General features: G+C 60.1%; 16 protein-coding genes. 8 read left to right on the top strand and 8 right to left on the bottom strand.

Translation table 11 applies throughout. The annotated features are described in order from the left end of the window. Window positions 1-4: 4 nt before the first annotated feature. Both HCG46_RS11525 and puuE read right to left on the bottom strand, forming a co-directional pair. The gene (locus HCG46_RS11525; RefSeq protein ID WP_023002142.1) at window positions 5-502 is read right to left on the bottom strand and encodes an ureidoglycolate lyase; all 498 of its coding nucleotides are present in this window, start codon (window positions 500-502) and stop codon (window positions 5-7) included. Further along, on the bottom strand, window positions 499-1,893 hold the full coding sequence (puuE, locus tag HCG46_RS11520; protein WP_209009475.1) for an allantoinase PuuE: 1,395 nt from the start codon (window positions 1,891-1,893) through the stop codon (window positions 499-501). Before puuE ends, HCG46_RS11525 begins: the two co-directional genes overlap by 4 nt. A gap of 226 nt (window positions 1,894-2,119) precedes the next feature. On the opposite strand from puuE, the gene uraH reads away from it, so the two are divergent. After that, the gene (gene uraH / locus HCG46_RS11515) at window positions 2,120-2,473 is read left to right on the top strand and encodes a hydroxyisourate hydrolase (RefSeq protein WP_077290783.1); all 354 of its coding nucleotides are present in this window, start codon (window positions 2,120-2,122) and stop codon (window positions 2,471-2,473) included. A 217-nt stretch (window positions 2,474-2,690) separates the two neighbouring features. Here uraH and HCG46_RS11510 read toward each other — a convergent pair whose 3' ends face one another. Together HCG46_RS11510 and HCG46_RS11505 are read right to left on the bottom strand one after the other, a co-directional pair. Then, window positions 2,691-4,031, bottom strand: coding sequence for a mechanosensitive ion channel domain-containing protein (locus HCG46_RS11510; RefSeq protein WP_168686294.1), 1,341 nt, complete (start codon window positions 4,029-4,031; stop codon window positions 2,691-2,693). A gap of 140 nt (window positions 4,032-4,171) precedes the next feature. Then, window positions 4,172-4,942 (bottom strand): Stf0 family sulfotransferase, encoded by a 771-nt coding sequence (locus HCG46_RS11505; RefSeq protein ID WP_168686293.1) that lies wholly within the window; start codon window positions 4,940-4,942, stop codon window positions 4,172-4,174. Between the two features lie 930 nt (window positions 4,943-5,872). Here HCG46_RS11505 and HCG46_RS28570 point away from each other — a divergent pair. Continuing rightward, window positions 5,873-5,995, top strand: a complete 123-nt coding sequence (locus HCG46_RS28570) for a hypothetical protein (RefSeq protein WP_268257695.1) — start codon at window positions 5,873-5,875, stop codon at window positions 5,993-5,995. A 31-nt stretch (window positions 5,996-6,026) separates the two neighbouring features. Here HCG46_RS28570 and HCG46_RS11500 read toward each other — a convergent pair whose 3' ends face one another. After that, window positions 6,027-6,947 (bottom strand): LysR family transcriptional regulator, encoded by a 921-nt coding sequence (locus HCG46_RS11500; protein WP_031269774.1) that lies wholly within the window; start codon window positions 6,945-6,947, stop codon window positions 6,027-6,029. Window positions 6,948-7,069: 122 nt separating this feature from the next. On the opposite strand from HCG46_RS11500, the gene HCG46_RS11495 reads away from it, so the two are divergent. Then, a complete protein-coding gene (locus HCG46_RS11495; RefSeq protein ID WP_055657666.1) occupies window positions 7,070-8,332 on the top strand; it encodes a urate hydroxylase PuuD in 1,263 nt (420 codons plus the stop codon). A 125-nt stretch (window positions 8,333-8,457) separates the two neighbouring features. Here HCG46_RS11495 and HCG46_RS11490 read toward each other — a convergent pair whose 3' ends face one another. Further along, window positions 8,458-11,187, bottom strand: a complete 2,730-nt coding sequence (locus HCG46_RS11490; RefSeq protein WP_168686291.1) for a GNAT family N-acetyltransferase — start codon at window positions 11,185-11,187, stop codon at window positions 8,458-8,460. A 251-nt stretch (window positions 11,188-11,438) separates the two neighbouring features. Further along, entirely contained in the window at window positions 11,439-12,272 is an 834-nt protein-coding gene (locus tag HCG46_RS11485; RefSeq protein ID WP_055657672.1) for a universal stress protein, read from the bottom strand. 155 nt (window positions 12,273-12,427) lie between these two features. Between HCG46_RS11485 and HCG46_RS11480 the strand changes: the two genes are divergently transcribed. The 5 genes from HCG46_RS11480 to HCG46_RS11460 all read left to right on the top strand — a co-directional run bounded on the left by HCG46_RS11480 (window position 12,428) and on the right by HCG46_RS11460 (window position 19,184). Then, complete coding sequence (locus tag HCG46_RS11480) at window positions 12,428-14,248, top strand: ATP-binding protein (RefSeq protein ID WP_168686289.1); 1,821 nt, start codon at window positions 12,428-12,430, stop codon at window positions 14,246-14,248. Then, window positions 14,245-15,639, top strand: a complete 1,395-nt coding sequence (locus HCG46_RS11475; RefSeq protein WP_168686287.1) for a sigma-54 dependent transcriptional regulator — start codon at window positions 14,245-14,247, stop codon at window positions 15,637-15,639. The genes HCG46_RS11480 and HCG46_RS11475 overlap by 4 nt, the downstream gene beginning before the upstream one ends. 440 nt (window positions 15,640-16,079) lie before the next feature. Further along, window positions 16,080-17,096, top strand: coding sequence for a C4-dicarboxylate TRAP transporter substrate-binding protein (locus HCG46_RS11470; protein ID WP_023002122.1), 1,017 nt, complete (start codon window positions 16,080-16,082; stop codon window positions 17,094-17,096). 76 nt (window positions 17,097-17,172) lie between these two features. Beyond that, on the top strand, window positions 17,173-17,817 hold the full coding sequence (locus HCG46_RS11465; protein ID WP_023002121.1) for a TRAP transporter small permease: 645 nt from the start codon (window positions 17,173-17,175) through the stop codon (window positions 17,815-17,817). Next, window positions 17,814-19,184, top strand: coding sequence for a TRAP transporter large permease (locus HCG46_RS11460; protein WP_023002120.1), 1,371 nt, complete (start codon window positions 17,814-17,816; stop codon window positions 19,182-19,184). Before HCG46_RS11465 ends, HCG46_RS11460 begins: the two co-directional genes overlap by 4 nt. 94 nt (window positions 19,185-19,278) lie before the next feature. Here the strand turns inward: HCG46_RS11460 and HCG46_RS11455 are convergent, their stop codons facing one another. Then, the gene (locus tag HCG46_RS11455; RefSeq protein ID WP_168686285.1) at window positions 19,279-19,875 is read right to left on the bottom strand and encodes a DUF805 domain-containing protein; all 597 of its coding nucleotides are present in this window, start codon (window positions 19,873-19,875) and stop codon (window positions 19,279-19,281) included. Between the last annotated feature and the right edge of the window lie 74 nt (window positions 19,876-19,949).

Here is a 19,949-nt window from a genome sequence, read left to right as displayed (position 1 = left end):
AGGCTTATTCCTTGTTGTCGGCCTCCACTGTCCAAGGGTCGGGAAACCAGTGTTCCTCCAGGTTGGTTCCTTCCCCGATGCGGTCCACGACCGCGTAGCGGCCCGCTTGCCAGAGCGGGGCCAAAACACCGTGCCAGGTGCCGCGATACAGGTTGATCGCCTGTCCGGGCTGGCTGATGAATGCCTTCAGGTTGACCGGCTGGCCATTCTCGTCGTCAGCGACGACAACCAGCATCGGCACACCGTCCAGCGGTATGAAGGCCTGACTGCCTTCCGGGTGTCGCTCGACCATGTCGACGACATAGGGAAACGACCGGGCCTTGGCATCGAACAGGCTGATGCCTGCCCGGCCTTCGCCGAAGTCGAGCTTCGCCCGGTCATGATGACGGCCGCACATGCCCTGATTTATGATTTTGTCGGGTGCGCCCGCCACCTCGAGAACATCGCCATAGGGGGCGAAGGCCTCTGCGGTCAGGATCGATGGGGCAATGAGACGGCTCACGGCAGCAGGTCCTTGAGCCGGAACTGGGCAATCCGTTCCACCTGGCGACAGGCTTCCTTGAATTCGGTCGCCCGGTCGTTGTCGATCCGGCGCTGGAAGGCAGCCATGATCGAGGCCTTGTCATGATCGCGCACTGCGATAATGAACGGGAAGCCGTGTTTTTCGACGTAGGTATTGTTCAGCCGGGTAAAGGTCTCGCGTTCCTCGTCGGTCAGCATGTCGAGACCGGCGCTGGCCTGCTCGTTGGTGCTTTCCGCCGTGAGGCGGCCTGCCTGTGCCAGCTTTCCGGCCAGATCCGGGTGGGCAGTCAGAACGCCGAGGCGCTCTTCCTCGCTTGCGGAGCGGAACATGCGGCACAGCGCGTTGTGAACACCGGCGGCACAGTCATGAGCCGGGCCGAGTTCCAGCTCGAAGGCACGTTCTGCGATCCAGGGGGAGTGCTCGAAGATGCCGCCGAAGGTTTTGACGAACTCGGCTTTTTCCATGCGGCTGGGGCGAAGACTCTTCTGCGGCGGGTGTGTCTTGGCCCAATGGTCTGCGATCTCGATGCGGCGCGGACACCAGACGCCTTCATGAGCCTGGATATGATCGATGAACTTCTTCAGCGCCATGATCTTGCCCGGACGGCCGACGAGGCGGCAATGCAGGCCGATGGACATCATCTTCGGCGTGTCCGTCGTGCCTTCCTCATAAAGCATGTCGAAGGCGTTCTTCAGATAGAGGAAGAAATCTTCTCCATCCGTCCATCCCGGTGCCGTCGCGAAGCGCATGTCGTTGGCTTCCAGCGTATAGGGAATGATCAGCTGATCACGGCCATCGGAATCCAGCCAATAGGGCAGATCATCATCATAGGTGTCTGAAATATAGGCAAAACCGCCCTCCTCGGCGACGAGGCGAACGGTGTTTTCCGAGCAACGGCCCGTGTACCAGCCGAGCGGGCGACTGCCGACCACTTCCGTGTGCAGGCGGATCGCCTCGGCAATGGCCGCACGTTCCTCTGCTTCGGGCATATCCTTGTGTTCGACCCACTTCAGGCCATGGCTGGCGATTTCCCAACCAGCGTCCTTCATTGCCTGTACCTGTTCCGGGCTGCGGGCCAAAGCGGAAGCGACACCATAGATGGTCAGCGGAATATCGGCCCGCGTGAACAGCCGGTGCAGGCGCCAGAAACCGGCGCGGGCGCCGTATTCATAGATGGATTCCATGTTCCAGTGACGCTTGCCCTGCCACTGGGCCGCACCCGGAATATCAGACAGGAACGCCTCGGACGCCGCATCGCCATGCAGCACGCAATTCTCGCCGCCTTCCTCGTAATTCAACACGAACTGGACAGCGACCCTGGCCCCGCCTGGCCACTTTGGATCCGGCGGGTTCTGACCATAGCCACGCATGTTCCGGGAATAGCGATTCAAGACGGACCTCCTCGTGATACCAACGTGTTTTGAACCAAGCAAAGACTATGCCTCATTCAAGGGCTGGCATGTTGTCTTCTTATAAAACAGAATAATGGACATGACTTTCTCGTCTTTTTAGAAAGTGCTTCCTGTGAACCACGGGTGCCCTTCGATTGAGGCCCACAGCATCATGCGCGCAAACTGACATTTGGAGGAGGCCAAGATGGCCGGTTACCTGACGACTCACGTGCTCGACACCGCCCAGGGTTGCCCTGGAAAAGGCATCAAGATCGATCTTTATGCAATTGATGGTGACAACAGGACCTACGTCCGCAGCCTAGAAACCAACGACGACGGCCGCACCGACAGCCCGATCCTGCCGAAAGACGAATTCAAAACCGGAACCTACGAGCTGGTGTTCCATGTCGGCGCCTATTTCGACGCCGCTGGAATCGCTTTGCCGGACCCGAAATTCCTCGACACGGTGCCGCTGCGGTTCGGCATGTCGGAAGAAGCCCACTACCACGTGCCGCTTCTGGTCTCGCCGTTCAGCTATTCGACCTATCGGGGGAGTTGAGGAAAGTCGCTGTTTCGAGTGTCTTTCCAAAGTTTCAACCTCATCCTGAGGAGCGAGCCTGCTCGCGTCTCGAAGGATGGGACCCTTGCTCCAAACAAGCGGCCCATCCTTCGAGACAGACCCAAGGTCCTCCTCTGGATGAGGTTTTTTGCTGAGCTGGGCTATCGATAGCTTCGATCGGTGATCACCCGTCCGGACAAGGTTGAACCGCTACCGGCTAATCGATTTCTTTCTGCTTTCCGTGGACCTCTTGGAACGCGTCGGCAGGCAATCCATTGCCCGTCTCCTTCTTCATGATAATCTCCCGATGCGGATACGGGATGCCGACGTTGTTTTCCTTGAAGGTGTCCCAAAGCGCCAGCAACACCTTACCGCGCACGTTGGTGAGGCCCTGTTGCGGATCGCGGATCCAGAAACGCAGGACGAAGTCGAGCGAACTGTCGCCGAAGCCCGTAAGCCAGCAGACCGGACGGCGGGAGCCTTCCACTCGGCCGACCGTCATCGCCGCTTCGATGGCAAGCTTTGAAACTTCATGCGGGTCGGCGTCGTAGGAGACGCCGAAATTGACGTCAAGGCGGACAAGTTCGTCGCTGAAGGACCAGTTGATCACACGGTGGGTGATGAAGTCCTCGTTCGGGATCAGATATTCGCGTCCGTCCCGCGTTACCACGGAAACGAAGCGGGCGCGCAACTCGCGGATCCAGCCGAAGGTGCCTTCGAGCGAGATGGTGTCGCCGGGTTTGATCGACTTGTCGAGCAGGATGATGATGCCGGAAATGAAGTTGGAAATGACCTTCTGCAGGCCGAACCCGAGACCGAGGCCGACCGCCCCGGTAAAGACGGTGAAGGCGGAGAGATCGATACCGACGGAGGAAAGCGCGATCGTTCCGGCCACCAGGATCAGCCCGAACTTGGCGACCTTGCCGATCAACACGCGGATCGACGGGGTCAGCTCATCCGACTTTTGTACCTGCTCATCGAAATAGCGCCCGAGGACCACCGCGACCCAGACGGTTGCAAACAGCAAGAGAACCGCCTTCAGGATCAGCAGCAAGGACAACCGCATCTCGCCGAGTGGCAATGCCAGACTGTCGAGGAAGGTGCCGGCCTCGTCATCAAAGCCCAGAATGACCAGCGCAACATAGATCCAGGCGAGCCAGCTGAGCGTTCTTGCCACCAGCCGGTTGCGGATAACCCTCGACAGAACCGAGACAAACAGCCAGGCGAGCGACAGCGACAGGGCGATCGCGATGAAATGGCTCCGGCTCGGCCAGGTGACGCTGCGCATCACCGTAAGCGCAATGAACAGGAACAGGCTGAAGAAGATCCACTCGATCCGCCGGAGCAGGGCCACCACCACACGAAGCAGGCCCGGATGGCCTCTGATTTCACGTGCACGGGCCTCAAGCCTCGGCTCGACGCGAAGGCTCAGCAGCTTGGCCAGGCCGAACAGAACTACGATGATGGCGAGCTGATAGGCAAACCAGGGCGCAGTCAGGTAGCTGAGAGCCAGCGTGGCCCAGGATTGAAGTTCGGCAACGAAACTTTCGAGGTTCATCAAACCACCCGTCCGTCTGTTTCCCGTCGAAGCATCAACAGCTTAACAGCATTCCTGGCCCGCGGCCAAGGCGGCTGCAAAACGCGTGCTTCTTCGAGAAGGATACGGCGCGGCCGCGTAGGTGGTTCACACAGGCGGCTTTAGCTGGCGCTGTCGATCTCCAGCTCAGCGCGGAAACGGGACACCCAGTCGGCATTGGTGGCATCTGCCAGTTTGGCAACGCCGGGCACGATACCCTCCGCTGCTGACGCATCCAGGCCGAGTCGTTGAAGAACCAGTCTCAGCGTGGCCTGCGGATCTGCAGAAAGCGCGTCATAGGTAATCTGAAGTGGGGAAATGCCCTGGATTTCGAACCAGGCTTGCCAGTCGCGGTCAAACCGGGTGAAGCGATCATGACAAGCGCGGATTTCAGCGGCGTCATATTGCAATTCGCGCGGTTCCGACAATCGCTCGAGCTCGGTGCCGTCCGGAGCCCTGTGCCAGAGGCCGGATTGTTCGGCGCGAACGAAGGAAACCGCCTGGTCGATCTTGTCAGCACGGGTCAGGTGAATGAACAGCGTCTTGCCGAAGGCTGCTTCAAGACGCGTCAGATCGCTCGAACCGTCCGGATAAAGGACGGCCAGCTGTTTCATGAAGAAATCGAAGCTGTGCCGCTGCAGCCGCAGGCCAAAAAGACCTTTGCCCCGCGTGCCCTTTTCGATTGCTGCCGCAAAGATGCGTCGCAGCGTCGCCTGCTCGTTTTCCCCCGGCACAACATCGACATTCAGGTCCTCAAGCCAATCTTCCTGGGACGGCTCGTGAAAATAGGAGCCCGGATGCCCGGAAACACCCGTCGCCGCCAGAAGCTTGCAGAGCAGCGTGCTGCCGCTACGGGGGGAGGTGCACAGGATGTAGGACGAGTAGCCGATCATGGGGTGTTCATTTCAAGGATCGGTGACAGGTGCAAGATAGCTGAAGCAAAGCGAGGGGACTGCACCGGACATTGGCTTGAACTTGCGACGGATTTTGATCAAGGGGTGTCTGGCGAGCAACACTCTGTCCGTGAATTTGCCAGAGAGGATCGCTCATCCCGAGGTTGGCCGATGCCTCGAACTATTGGCGGCAAATCCGGAGCAAGCGGCCCATCCTTCGAGACAGCGCTGCGCGCTTCCTCAGGATGAGGGGGCTGGAGGCTGGGGGCTGGGGGCTGGAAGATCGTCCCTGTTGCCGGACAGGCTTTGGGATACCTTGCCAACCGTGCAGACGTTTCGTTTGCCATAGCCGGCAGCGCCGTTTTCGTTCAAGCCCCGCCCCCCAAGGCCGTCACCCCGGACAAGCGCAGCGCAGATCCGGGGTCTACTCGAAGAGGCGGCTCGCTGAAGCGGGCGCATTCAGAACCACGCCTGAATTCTGGAAATGAGCAGACCCCGGGTCTCGCGTTGCTCGCCCGGGGGGACTTCAAAGGGATTAACACCGGCGTATGTTTGCGTCTGAGGTCTTGCTGGCAAGCACTCAAGTAACGCCAAGCGACGGCAGTAGCACCATTGCACACTCCAGCCTGTGGCTTCTGCCTCCGAATGTGAAGCTTATGGTTTCGGCCTGCGTCCTGCCCTCAACGGCAATTGCCGATGCGCCGGTGTAGCGGGGAATGCCCGCCTTGCGGATTTCTGCGAGTAGTCCCAACCTCTTGGCAAGCAGCCGCCCGCCGCGCAGCGCTCCGGTCAAATGCCGCAGCGATGCCTGCCTGTTGGCGAATGTCTGTGTTTCCAACAGAGCCAGTGTAGCGTATCTGCCCGGCACATCTGGTCGGCGACCAGAACAGCCTGGTCTTTCGGCCTTTCAAGCCGGAGTGCTTTCTCAACATGTCGCTGCTTACTCCGGCCAACCGGCCGCTTTCCCTGCTGGTGGAAAGCTTTGCTGAAGTTTTGCGTGCCGAGATCAAGGCACTCGTGGAGAGAGCCGCCGGTCTCCGCGATCTTCCATGAGGTCTTGGTGAAGAGGTGAGACGGCTAGCCCTCAGTGGGCGTTTGCCAACTCCGCAAGTGACTTCTGGATATGCGCCACCATGAAATCCAGGAAGAGGCGTACTTTCGGGTCCTGGCGGCGGCGGTGCGTGTAAAGGCAGGCCATCTGCACCGGGATCGGCGGTTCGTTTTCCAGCACCGGCACCAGTTTGCCCGAAGCCAGATAGTCGGCAACTTCAAACGCCGGTTTCAGCACGATGCCGTGGCCTTCCAGCGCCCAGCCGGTCAGGACATCGCCATGGTCGGATTCGAACGGGCCGGACACTGCGACGCGCTTGACGCCATTTTCCGTCTGCAGCGGCCACTGGAATTCCGGTGCACCGGGATAACGCATGTTGAGGCAGTCATGGCGGCCGGCGGCAAGCTCGTCGCTTGTTTTCGGGTTGCCCTTGCGGGCGAGATACTCCGGAGAGGCGCAAAGCAGCCGGTCGCAATCGGCGATCTTGCGGATCTTGAGATTGGAATCTTCCGGCAGGCCAAGGAAGAACGCGGCATCGAGACCTTCACCCGTCAGGTCGACCTTGCGGTCGGACAGGCGCAGGCGAATGTCGATCAGCGGATTGGCTTCCTTGAATTTCGGGATCGCCGGGGCGATCAGCCGCTGGCCCATGCCGATGGGGGCGGCAACAAACAGCGTGCCGCGCGGTGAACGGGTGACATTGCTGATCTCCGCTTCTGCTTCTTCCACCGCCTCGATTATTTTTGTTGCACCGCGATAGAACAAGTTGCCATGCTCTGTCGGGCTGAGGGCTCGGGTGGTTCGCTGGAACAGGCGAACGTTCAGGTGCTCTTCCAGTTGGGACACCCGCGACGACGCGACGGCGGAGGAAATCCGCAGATCGCGTGCGGCGGCGGACATGTTGCCCAGCTCGTAAACGCGCAGAAAGGTTCGGATGTTTTCCAGATACGCCATGAGGATGTCCAACCGGGCCGGTTTATTGTTCCGATTTTTTTGAAACTGCTCGGAATTATCCCGAGATACCAGAAAATTCTTGCATGAGCTAGCTTGGGTCAAACGAATTTGGAGGGGAAGCAATGCTGGACATTGCCATCATTTGGGACTGGATCGCCTTTGCGGTTCGCTGGCTGCACGTGATTACGGCGATGGCCTGGATCGGCTCGTCGTTCTATTTCGTCGCGCTGGACCTTGGCCTGAAGAAAGCCCCGGACCTGCCCAAGGGCGCCCATGGCGAGGAATGGCAAGTCCACGGCGGCGGCTTCTATCACATCCGCAAGTTCCTTGTGGCCCCGGAAAACATGCCGGAACACCTGGTCTGGTTCAAATGGGAAAGCTATTCCACGTGGCTGTCCGGCGCGGCTCTCCTGATGGTCGTCTACTGGGTCGGCGGCGAGCTTTACCTGATCGATCCGGCAAAGGCCGATCTTGCCCTGTGGCAGGGTATCCTGATTTCCGCCGGGTCTCTGACCATCGGCTGGCTGGTCTATGACCGGCTGTGCAAGTCGAAACTCGGCGAAAGCCCGACGCTGCTGATGCTGCTGCTGTTCGCGCTGCTGGTGGCCATGGGATACGGGTACAACGAGATCTTCACCGGCCGTGCCACCATGCTGCATCTCGGTGCCTTCACCGCGACGATCATGACCGCGAACGTGTTCTTCATCATCATTCCGAACCAGAAGATTGTGGTGGCGGACCTGAAGGCAGGGCGTACCCCGGACGCAAAATACGGCAAGATCGCCAAGCTGCGCTCCACCCACAACAACTACCTGACCCTGCCGGTCGTGTTCCTGATGCTGAGCAACCACTACCCGCTCGCGTTCGCCTCGGAATACAACTGGCTGATTGCTGCCCTTGTCTTCCTGATGGGGGTCACCATCCGGCATTACTTCAACACCAAGCACACGGGTGCTCCGGCACCGACCTGGACCTGGCTGGCAACGGCGATCTTGTTCGTGGCCATTATCCAGCTGTCCATGGCACCGCTCCAGCAGGATACCTGGGAAGCGTCGGATGCCCGTCCGTTGACGCAGACCGAACAGGTATTCGCCAATGCGGAAGGCATCGATGATGTCATGAACATCATTCCCGGCCGCTGCGGCATGTGCCACGCCCGCGAACCCTTCTATGAAGGCATCCACTGGGCACCCAAGGGCCTGCATCTGGAAACCAAGGCAGACGTCGTGCGCGCTGCAAAGCAGATCTACCTCCAGGCCGGCGTCACCAACGCCATGCCGCCCGCCAACGTCTCCTTCATGGAAGAAGACGAGCGCAAGAAGATCATCGAATGGTACAAGAACGCCCGTGGACAGTTGTCTTTCGGTATGGCCGCAACGCACTGAGCATCTACAGATGATCCACCCGGGACGCTCCTCCTCGCGGGGAGCGTTTTTGTTTGGGGCAACGTCCATGTGGGCGTGCTGACAGGCAAATGGAAATCAGATGCGTTGCGGACTGCGAAACGCGTTCAGATTTGTTCCGGCACTTCCGCCACAGGCAGCGTCACGAGGGCTATGCCGGGATCGTCCGGAGAAGTGCCGACAGAAAAGCCGAGCGACTGGCACATGGAGATCATCGAGGTGTTTTCCTTCAGAACCTCGCCCTTGATGACCTCGATGCCGTCTTCCCTGGCGTAGCGAATGAGCAGTTTCATCAAGGTCCAGCCGAGGCCCTGTCCCTTCAGGTCGGAGCGGACCATGATCGCGTATTCGCCGGTTTGATGGTCGGGATCCGCGTGCAGGCGGACGACGCCGAGCAAGCTGCCGTCTTTGGGTTCGATGGCAGCAAAGGCGATTGCGCGGGCATAGTCGAGCTGCGTCAGCCGGGACAGGAACCTGTGGCTGAAATCGCGCACAGGTGCAAAGAACCTTAGGCGCAGGTCTTCGGGTGTTACCTGCTCGAAAAACGTCTTGAACAGGTCCTCGTCCTCCGGGCGCACGGGCCGGATGAAGATCTCGTGCCCATCCTTCAACTCAAGTGTCTGTTCCCATTCCTGGGGATAGGGGGCGATGGCCAGGCGGGAACTGCCGGTACGGCCCGGTCGCTTTTCCGGATGGCACAACGTCATGCGGGCATCGAGCCCGATAAGCCCGCTCGGCAGGGCAACCAGCGGATTGATGTCGAGTTCCTGTATCTCGGGAATATCGATGGTGATCTGGGAGAGTTTCACCAGCGCCTGGGCAAGGGCTGCCTTGTCGAGGGCCGGGCGCGCCGGTCCGCCATCCAGAAGCCTGGCAATTCGTGTGCGGGAAATCAGTGCTTCTGCCAGATTGAGATCCAGCGGCGGCAATTCCAGCGCGACGTCTTCGCTTTCCTCGATTGCGGTACCACCATGGCCGAACACCAGGACCGGGCCGAAGTCCTGTGTTTCGGCAACACCCATATAAAGTTCCAGCCCGTGCCGGTCTTCCAGCATCGGATGAATGGAGAGCCCGGCGATCCGGGCGTCCGGGTAGTCCCGTCTGGTCTTTTCGATCAGTTCTTGTGCCGCGTGACGGACGGCTTCAGGGCTTTCCAGCCCCAGCCGCACACCATCGATGCGCGACTTGAACGGCAGATCCGGCGAAATCAGCTTGGCAACGCAATGAGCCGCGGTCTTGAAGAAAGGCTCCGACAGTTTGCCGGCTTCCTCTGGCGTTGTCGCCATGGCGGTTGCCATGATCGGCAGATCATATGCTTCCAGAACGGAGACCACTTCCGGCGGGCTGAGCCAGGTGCGGTCTTCCTGAAGCGCCGCTGTGACAATGCCGCGTGCCCGCGCAACATCGGGTGAAAACGTGCTGGGCAGGCTGGCCGGGGCCGCCATAAGGAATTCGCGCGCCTGCGCATCATGCGCCAGATGCATCAGGCTGCGGGCAGCTTCGGCCGGGCTGGCATAGTTCGGGATGCGCGCTTCGGAAAGGGCTGCCCGCGTTGCCCCATCACCACCGATAAGACCGGCGACAAGGGCCTTGCGCCGCCCGGTGCGCCGCCTGTCCAGCGCCGCCGCATCGGCAATTGCCTTTGCAATGGCCGACAAGGGCTGGAAGGCACTGGCAGCCTGAAGCACGACGGCACCATCCACATTCGGGTCTTTCAACACCGTGACGATTGCCTCGGTAATCTGTTCCGGTGTCACGTTCTCCTTCAGGATTACCGAACCATCGGCAGCGGGTGTCACCGACAGGCCGGCGTGGCTCCGGCTGGTGTCTTCAAGAGCTGTTCGAGTTTCGGTGCCAAGCTCGGCGAAGGAGCCACCCAGATCCATCAGCCTGTCGACGGCAAGACTGGCAAGACTGCGACCGTTCGCAATGACGGCAAGCTTGTCGCAGCGGGGAACGCGAATGTGGGAGAGGGTTTCCAGTGCCTCGAACATCTCGTCAAGATCATGCACCCGCAAAAGGCCGGTGCGGCGGAACACGGTCTCATAGACCCGGTCAGTCCGTGCGAGTCGCCCGGCGTGGGTTCTGCCCGAGCCGCCTGTATCCCGGCTCTTGCCGGAGCGGATCACGATCACCGGCTTGCTGCGGGCAGCTGCCCTGGCGGCGGAAATGAATTTTCGCGGGACCGCGATGCCTTCCAGGTGAAGCACGATCGCACGGGTATGATAGTCCTGCGCGAAATAGTCGATCAGGTCGCTGATATCGACGTCCATCCGCGCGCCGAGAGAAACGACAGCGGAAAATCCGGTATTGTGGGTCTTCGCCCAAGAAAGCGTTGCATTGAGCACGGCACCGGAACGAGCGAAAAACGCGACTTCCCCCTTTTCGGGGCGCTCCGCGCTGAGGAGTGCGTTAAGTCCCCTGGCGGGAACGGCAAGGCCAAGCGTGCCTGGTCCGATAAGTCGCAAGTTGGTCGCCTGCGCGGCTTCGCGGCACTCCTGAAGCAACTCTTCAGGCCAGGTTTCAAATCCGGGCGAAGGGATAAGCACGGCCTTCGTCCCGCCAGCAGCAAGGATCCGGATCTTTTCCGGCAGCGCTTCCGCTTTGGCGAGATAAATTGCCAGATCCGGCATTTTTTCCAGATCGGCCAGCCGAGCGACCTTTCGGCCCTTGAAAGGGACATCCTCATCGATCCCGACGAGCGTTACCGGATGGCCGGCCTCGATATCCTGCAGGCAGGAAATCAACTTGCTGGTCAGAACGCCCGGATGCCTGCAAGGGCCGATAATGGCTATCGATCCTGGCGCAAAGAAACCGTCGAGGTTGCGAATGGTCATGAGATCGATCCTTTGAAAAGCTCCGCAAGGAACGAGGCGTCTGAAACGAACCTAGGTCGCGCGTCGCAAAATTCACGAACAAGAAGCGAAAAACAACAGGGTGGCTGCAGACGAGCGTCCGGCCTTGCCGGTGTTTAGAGCCTGCAGTTTCATCATGTTTTCCGGTCAAAAAAAGCCCGCGGACCGGAGTGTGTCAGGTTCGCGGGCTTCATGCATCGCAAAATCTCGGCGATCGAGTGTGCGCCGGTGGCTTAATGGGCCATCAGAACCGGTACGGTCATGGCTTCCAGGATTTCCCGGGTTGCCCCGCCGAACAGGAATTCACGCATGCGGCTGTGGCCGTAACCGCCCATCACGACCAAGTCGTTGCTATTGTCGGAGACATGGTTGAGCACCGTGTCGGCAATGCCGGCTTGCGGGTTGGTGACAACCTCGACGGTGACATCCATGTTGTGGCGCGCCAGATAGTTGGCGACGTCGGCACCCGGTTGGCCGGTTGCTTTGGTGGCTTTCTTCTCGACGACCAGGACCGTGATCTTCTCCGCCTTTTCCAGAACGGGCAGAGCCGCATGGATGGCCCGTGTCGCGGTGGAGCTGCCGTCCCAGCCAACCAGCACGTTCTTCGGCTGGAAGGATTTGCTGCCGATATAGGGTACAAGCAGAACCGGTACGCCGCTTTCAAACAGGACGGTCTCGATCAAGAGCTCACGCATCGGCTCCGGCTTGTCCGGATTGGCCTGACCGATGACTACCAGGTCTGTCGGGCGGCAATGAACCAGCACGTTTTCCAGGGGGCCGCCGGTGAGGATTTCCGCGAGCCTGCTTTCGCTCTTCACACCTGCCAGACGGGCCAGCTCGTCGAATTCCTTCTTGGCCTCGGTGGCTGCGGCAACTGCCTGTTCGTGCGCTGCCTGCAAATAGTCGACCGGCATCGGCGCGGCCGCGAATGCGGGAACGACCGGCTCGAACGACACCGCCAGTCCGGTGACATGGGCATCGTAGTTTCGGCCGAATTCCAGGGCGTATTTGGCGGCCGGCTGGTCACCTGCGAGATCCAGAACGGTCAAAATATCTTTGATAGGCATATATCCCTCCTGCGGCCGGTATCATGTCATCGAACCAGCCTCGTTAAAAATCTATAGGTCTGAATGTGGTGAGTCCTTGACGCGCATCAATGTCACCAACTTGTTCTGATAGCCGGTCGGGTGGCGGGAATGAAAAAAATGCGCAATATGGAGCCATGTCAAACCGTTGGTTCTATCTGGCCCTGCCACCGTTCCTGCTCGTGGCTGTCGCCTTCATGCTGGTTCAGCTCTTCATGGAGCTGGATGAGGACAGCGTTGACAGGAAGGCCGCCGAGCGGCTGACGCTTTATCGCCAGACGATTTTGGGCGAATACCAGAAGTACCGCTATCTGCCTTACATGATTGCACGGGATCCCCGCGCAACGTCAGCGCTGGGCCTTGGCCAGCCGTCGGAAAGCGCCAATCGGTTCCTGCAGGAAATGGCCGAAAATTCCGGCGTGGATCTGCTCTATGTCATGAATGCCGAAGGCACGACCCTGGCGTCAAGCAACTGGCAGGAAGACTTGTCGCTGGTCGGCCGCAACTACGGTTTCCGGCCTTATTTCTCAGCCGCCATTGAAGGCGAGGAAGGCCGGTTCTTTGCAATCGGCGCGACCTCGGACGAGCCGGGCCTGTTCCTGGCACGGCCGACGCCGGTCAGCGGCAAGCCGGTTGGTGTGGCTGTGGTCAAGGTGGACATGGGCCCCCTGGAAGAAGCCTGGGCCGAAGGCGGTGAGACCGTCTTTGCCTCTGACGACAATGGCGTGATTTTTCTGTCGAGCCAGCCCGATTGGCGCTACCGGACGTTGACAACGCTGCCGCAGGAGGTGCGCCAGATGATCGAGGCAACGCGCCAGTATGCCGGTCGGGAATTGTCCCCGGTCAGCGATAGTCTGGATCAGGAAAGACAGCAGCTCGTCATCGACGGCAAGAACTACCGGCACAATTCGGCGGATGTCGGCCTGCTTGGCTGGACCCTGCATTTCCTGGTCCCGGTGGAAGAGACCCGCAAGAGCGTGCTGCCGATCTGGGCGGCAACCATTTCGCTCTGCCTTGTCTATGCGGTCATTGTCCTTGTGCTGCGCGGTCGGCGTCTGCGTAAGGCCTCTGCGTTGCTGCGTCAGGAATCGGCCGGACTGAAAGAGCTGAACACTCGTCTGGTGGAGGAGATTCAGGAACGGCGACGTGTCGAGAAAGAGCTTCTGGAAGCACAGCGCGGCCTTGCCCGCTCCAGCCGTCTGGCGGCTGTGGGCGAAATGTCCGCGGCAGTGGTCCACGAACTCAGCCAGCCGCTGGCAGCCTTGCGCATGTTCGTTGCCGGAACACGCAAGTTCCTGGAAAAGGGCGACACGGAAACCGCCTCGGAAAACCTTGACGAAATCGATTCCCTGCAGATGCGCATGGCCAGCCTCACGCAAGAACTGAAGCGCTTTGCGCGGCCTGGTGAAAGCCGTATCGAGAAGATTGACCTGACAGAAAGTGTCCGGACCGCTGAAAAGATCGTGCGGCCCCGGTTTGAAGAGACCGGCTGCCTTTTGAAACTGGACCTTCCAACCGATCCGCTGGAGGCGGAAACCGCACCGCTCAGGATCGAGCAGATCCTGGTCAATCTCTTGCGCAACGGTGCCGATGCAACGGCGGGCGAAGAGGCCGGTGAAGTCAAACTACACGCGGAACGGCAAGGGACAGAGCTGGTGCTGGCAATTTCCGATAACGGCCCCGGCATCCCGGAGGACCTGAAGGAACGGATCTTCGACCCGTTCTTTTCCACCAAGACCAGCAGCGGAGGCATGGGGCTCGGCCTTGCCATATCCATGCGGCTGGCGGAGGACCTTGGCGGCAGCTTGTCAGTGCGCGCAAACACCCCCAAAGGTGCGATATTCGAATTGCGTCTGCCTGCCTTGTCCGGCGAGAAAGCCAGTGAAAGAGCCAGTGACAGCGCCGGTGACAGGGCCTCCGGCACCAGGACCGAACGGGAACCAGAAGCCGCAGAATGACCGACCTTTCCCAGAAGATTCCAGTTCTCATCGTCGACGACGATCCGTCCATGCGCGCGGCCCTGCGTCAATGGATAAGACTTGCAGGTTTTGAAACCCATGAAGTTGCAACGGCAGGTCAGGCGCTTGCCAGATTGTCCGCCGAATTCCGGGGTTGCGTCGTTTCGGATGTGATGCTGGACGGGGAAGACGGCGTCTCGCTTTTGTGCAGGATCGGGGCGCTCGACGCGGATCTTCCAGTGGTGCTGATTACCGGTCACGGCGATGTGCCGATGGCAGTCGAGGCGATGCGGGCCGGGGCCTATGACTTTGTGGAAAAGCCGTTCGATCCAGATCTGATTGCCGACGTGGTTCGCCGGGCGTGTGACAGGCGTGCGCTTGTTCTGGAGAACCGTTCGCTGCGCACGCAATTGCTCGATAGCGCGGGTCTGGAAAGCCGCCTGATCGGCAATAGCCCCGCCATGCAGGCCCTGCGCCAGCAGATCCTGCATTTTGCTGCAACGGATGCTGCGGTTCTCATTACCGGTGAAACCGGCACAGGCAAGGAAGTGATTGCCCAGGCATTGCATGATTTCAGCCCGCGCAAGGACGGGCCTTTCATGGCGATCAACGCGGCAGCCCTGCCGGAGGCTATGGTGGAAGCGGAACTGTTCGGCCATGAGGCCGGCGCTTTCACCGGTGCAGACAAGCAAAGGACAGGAAGGATCGAGGCGGCCAGTGGCGGCGTCCTGTTCCTGGACGAGATCGTCTCCATGCCGCTGGCGTTGCAGCCAAAGCTGTTGCGCGTGCTGCAGGAGAAAAAGGTAGACCGTATCGGCGGCACAAGACCCGTCGATGTCGATATCCGTCTGGTCAGCGCCGCCAATGTCGACCCCAGGGAAGCAGTGCGCAGCGGACGGCTGCGCGAGGACCTGCTCTTCCGGTTGAATACGATTGAACTGCGGGTACCGCCACTGCGCGAACGAGGCCGTGATGCGCTCCTGCTGTTCGACACGTTCCTGAACCGCTTCGCCGTCCAGTACGGTCTGGATGCCCCGGCCACAAGCGCCCGCGACGAGGCTTTCCTTCAAACCTATGGCTGGCCGGGAAACGTCCGGGAGCTGCGCAATGCCGCCGAGCGCTTCGTGCTCAACGCACCAGTCACGCCGCAGCCGCTGGAAGAACTGGTGACCGGCCAGCGGGAAACGGGACCGGTTCCCGTTGGAGGTGGCCTGAAGGAGCTGATGGACGCCTATGAGCGCAACCTGATCGAAGGTGCCTTGCGTCGTCACGGTGGGCGGATGGCCGACGTGATGCAGGAACTCAACCTGCCGCGGCGAACGCTCAACGAAAAAATGACTCGCCTCGGCCTCAGCCGCGATCAGGCGAATGCCGAGACTGTCGAGGGATAGGCATTCCTGAGAGCATTCACCCGAGCGATGCCCCAACATCCAGCCTCATCCTGAGGAAGCGCGTAAGCGCTGTTTCGAAGGACGGGCCGTTTGCTCCCGAGTGTGCTGCGCATCCTTCGATATAGACCTGATGGTCCTCCTCAGGATGGAGGTAATCGGGAAATGAGACGGCGGTTCGAAGCTGGCAGACAAGTTCCCGACATCAACCCGAACCGGCGGAAATCCGCCGAGGGTATCGGGCTATCGGCAAGATCTTGCCGAGGTGCACTGCAGCAAATGGAGGGTAGGGCGGAAAGAAGCATCGATTTCCTGCCGGAAAGTGTTGCCAGCAAGAACTGGCACGGGTCATGCTACGGGCTCATCGACTTGGCACGGGCTTGTGCGCGGAGGTGTTCAGGCCGAGCTGTCAAGGAAATGAGCAAACGTCTTGGGAGGATTGCATGCTCTTTTCACTGAAATCCGCAACCGCTGTATCCGCGGCTGCGCTGTCTCTGGTATTCGCCACCGAAACCTTCGCCGCCGACGTAACCTGGAACGTGTCGCTATGGGGCAAGCGCCGTGCGTTTACCGAGCATGTCGAAAAGCTGGCCGAAGAAGTGGCCGCAAAGACCGACGGCAAGTTCGAAATCAAACTGCAGTACGGTGAAGCTCTGTCGAAGTCTCGCGAGAATCTCGACGGCATTTCCTTCGGTGCGTTCGAAATGGCGCAGATCTGCGCCTCCTATCACCCGGACAAGAACCCGAGCTTGACGGTTCTGGAACTGCCGTTCCTGGGCGTGAAGGACCTTGACCAGGAAATCAAGGTATCGATGAAGCTCTATGAACATCCCGCCGTGAAGGAAGACCTTGGCCGCTGGAACGCTCAGGCTCTGATGCCTTCGCCGATGCCGCAGTACAACTTTGCTGGCAAGGGCGATGTGCCGAGCTCGATTTCCGACTTTGACGGCATGCGCGTGCGTGCCCTTGGCGGCATCGGCCAGTTGATGGAATCTGTCGGCGCGGTGCCGACCTCCGTGACCGCTTCGGAAACCTATCAGGCGATTGATTCCGGCACGGTGGCGGCTGCAAGCTTCGCACCGCATGCGCATCTGTCGTTCAAGGTGGTTGAAGTCGCCAACTGGTGGACCAAGAACCTGAACCCGGGAACCGTGCAGTGCCCGGTGATCGTGAACATCGACGCTTACAATGCCCTTCCGGACGACTTCAAGGCAGCTCTCGACAGCTCGGTTGAGCCGGCCCTGGCGCATTACCTGGAGACCTATGACAAGGTCTACGAAAAGTGGTGGCCGGAACTGGAAAGCCGCGGTGTGACGCAGGTCGAGTTCTCCGATGCCGAACTGGCTGCCTTTGCCGAAAAGGCCGGTCCGATCCAGGCCGCCTGGGTGGAAGAGCAGTCCGCCAACGGTCTGCCGGCGCAGGACATCCTGGACATGGTCAAGTCGACCCTCGCGGAATAAGCCCGGCAAGCCTGGACTGTTTCACACTCTTCCCGGCGCGACCTGCGCCGGGAAGCCAATGCTCGGGGCTTAACTCATGAACACAATCGATCCCGGAGGACGTTCCGTTTCGGAGCGCCCGGTCACCTATATCCGCTTTGACGGCTGGCTCGCTCACGTCGAGAATGCCTTCAACCTGTTTGCCGCAGGAGCCATCCTGGCCTTGATGCTGCTGGCCGTCCTTCAGGTTGTCGGCCGCCTGGGCTTCAATACCCCGGTACCCGGCTTCATCGACATCACCGAACAGGCAATGGCCATCTTCGCCTTCGCCGGTATTGCCTATTGCCAACGCGTCGGGGGCCATATCCGCATGGAGATCGTGCTCGGCCGGCTCAGCGGCCGGACGCTTTACATCTGCGAAATGCTGGGTGTCATCCTGATCGCCTTCACGGTCGCGCTCCTAATCTGGGGCTCCTGGTACCATTTCGACCGGTCCTGGACGATCGGCGACAGCACCATGGATATCCGCCTACCGACCTGGCCGTCCAAGCTGATGGTTCCGGTCGCGCTCAGTCTCCTGTTCCTGCGCCTGTGCATGCAGATCTACGGGTACGCTCGTCTGGTCGTGAACCCGTCTCGTGAAGCCTATTGCGTGCCGATGATCGAGGGTGTCGAGGAACACGCCAAACACGAGATCGAAGAAGCCTTTGGCGATGACGTGGAAGAAGGAGGCGCGCGATGACGCCGTTTGAAGTTGGCCTCCTGATGACCGGCGTCCTGCTGGTCCTCGTCGTCCTGGGTGTGCGTGTGGCTTTTGCCGCGGCCTTTACGGGACTGGTCGGCCTTATCGTGCTGTTCTCCCTGAAAATGGGGTTCTCGAAAGGCTTCTTCGTGGCCTTGCAGATGGCCGGCACGATCCCGCATTCCAAGTCGGTCACCTATGCCCTGTCGGTGCTGCCGACATTCATTCTGATCGGCTTCCTGGCTTTCTACGCCGGGTTTACCAAGCAGCTTTTCGAAGCGGCAAAGCGCTGGCTGGGCTGGCTGCCGGGCGGCATGGCCGTGGGCACGGTGTTCTCCACTGCCGGTTTCGCAGCCGTATCAGGTGCATCGGTGGCAACAGCCGCGGTCTTTGCGCGTGTCGCCATTCCCGAAATGCTGGCCGCCGGTTATTCCAAACGACTGTCGGCTGCCGTCGTTGCCGCCGGTGGCACGCTGGCCTCGCTCATCCCGCCGTCCGCAATCCTGGTGATCTACGCCATTCTGGTGGAACAGTCGGTCGGCAAGCTCTTGATCGCCGGTTTCCTGCCGGGCGTGTTCTCGGCATTGATCTACGTCGGCATCATCGTGGCCGTTGCCGCCTGGCGCGGCGATGCACCACCGGTCGGCGGCTTTACCTGGAAAGAGCGCTTTGAAAGCGTGCCCGGAACCCTGCCGATCATCGCCGTCGTCGCGATCATCTTCTGTTCGTTCTTCTTCGGTCTGGCCACCCCAACCGAAGCCGGTTCGCTCGGCGCCTTCGTGGTGCTGGTCGTTGCGTTCATGAAAGGCATGCGCACTAAGCAATTGGGCCAGGCCTTGCACGAGACCGCGAAACTGACGGTGATGATCTTCACCCTGATCTGGGGCGTGCTTGTCTACGTGCGGTTCCTGGGTTTTGCCGGCCTGCCGGACGCCTTCAAGGACTTCATCGTCGCCCTGGACTATTCCCCCTGGGTGGTGATGGTCTGCATCCTCCTGGCTTACGCCGTTCTCGGCATGTTCATGGATGCGATCGGCATGCTCATCCTCACGCTGCCGGTGGTCTATCCTGCGGTGATGGCGTTGAACGGCGGTGAGGGCGTGTCGGCTGCCGACAGTGCGTTCGGCATGTCGGGTGAGGCCTGCTCGATCTGGTTCGGCATTCTGGTGGTGAAGATGGCGGAACTCTGTCTGATCACACCACCGATCGGGTTGAACTGTTTCGTTGTCTCGGGAGTACGACCGGATATTCCGGTGCAGGAAGTCTTCCGCGGCTGCGTACCGTTCTTTGTCGCGGACGTCCTGACCATCGCAGGCCTTTTGGCATTCCCCTCGATCATCACCATCCTGCCCGAGCTGATGGCCTGACGGGAAAGCCGAGATGAAGAAAACAAAAACGCCGCCGGAAGGTTTTTCCGGCGGCGTTTTTTGTTGCTGGCCGGGGAATTGCCCCGGGTTCGGGTTAATCGAAGATGTGAGCCTGGCTCTGCGGCGTATCGAACCGGTTGGGTCCCTGTGTGCCGGAGAAGAACATGTTGGCGAACCCCTGACAGAGAGCGAAGAGACTGCCGACAATCGGGATGAACCAGACGAGCAGCCAATAGCCCGACACATCCCTGTCGTGGAACCGGCGAACCTGAACGGAGAGGTTCGAAATGGAGAACGGCAGGATCAGCAACCACATGGTCAGTCCACTTCCGCTTGCCAGCAGTTCGTCCGCGTTTGCGTAGTATTGAATCTCGTTCTCGATCGCGGTGAAATAGGCAAAGATGACCGCGACCATCATGATCAGGTTGAATGTGCCGATACCCCAGTAACCGAGCCTGCCGATGCGGCCGTTGAAGCTGAAAAAGAAACCGAGGAACTGCATCACCGCATCGATGATGGAAAGACTGCTGTCGCCGGCAACTTGAACGGCGGCGCCTCCGGCGCGCGCATACCCGCCGGCGCTCGGAGCATAGGCATTGTTGCCCGAATAGCCGTTCTGGCTCGGGCCCCACTGGCCCTGACCTTGCGGGTCCAGTCCACGTTTTCCAAATTGCTTGCGCTGCACAGGCATGAGTATCCCCCGTCCGAAAATTTCTTGTCAGAACGAAGGTAACCTTACGCGAGCCGGCTTAAGATTGACGTAAG

The sequence above is a fragment of the Labrenzia sp. PO1 genome, assembly GCF_012273635.1.
Classification (GTDB): domain Bacteria; phylum Pseudomonadota; class Alphaproteobacteria; order Rhizobiales; family Stappiaceae; genus Roseibium; species Roseibium algicola.
Note: the sequence above shows the minus strand (reverse complement) of the source record. Positions and strands in the feature narration are given on the sequence as shown.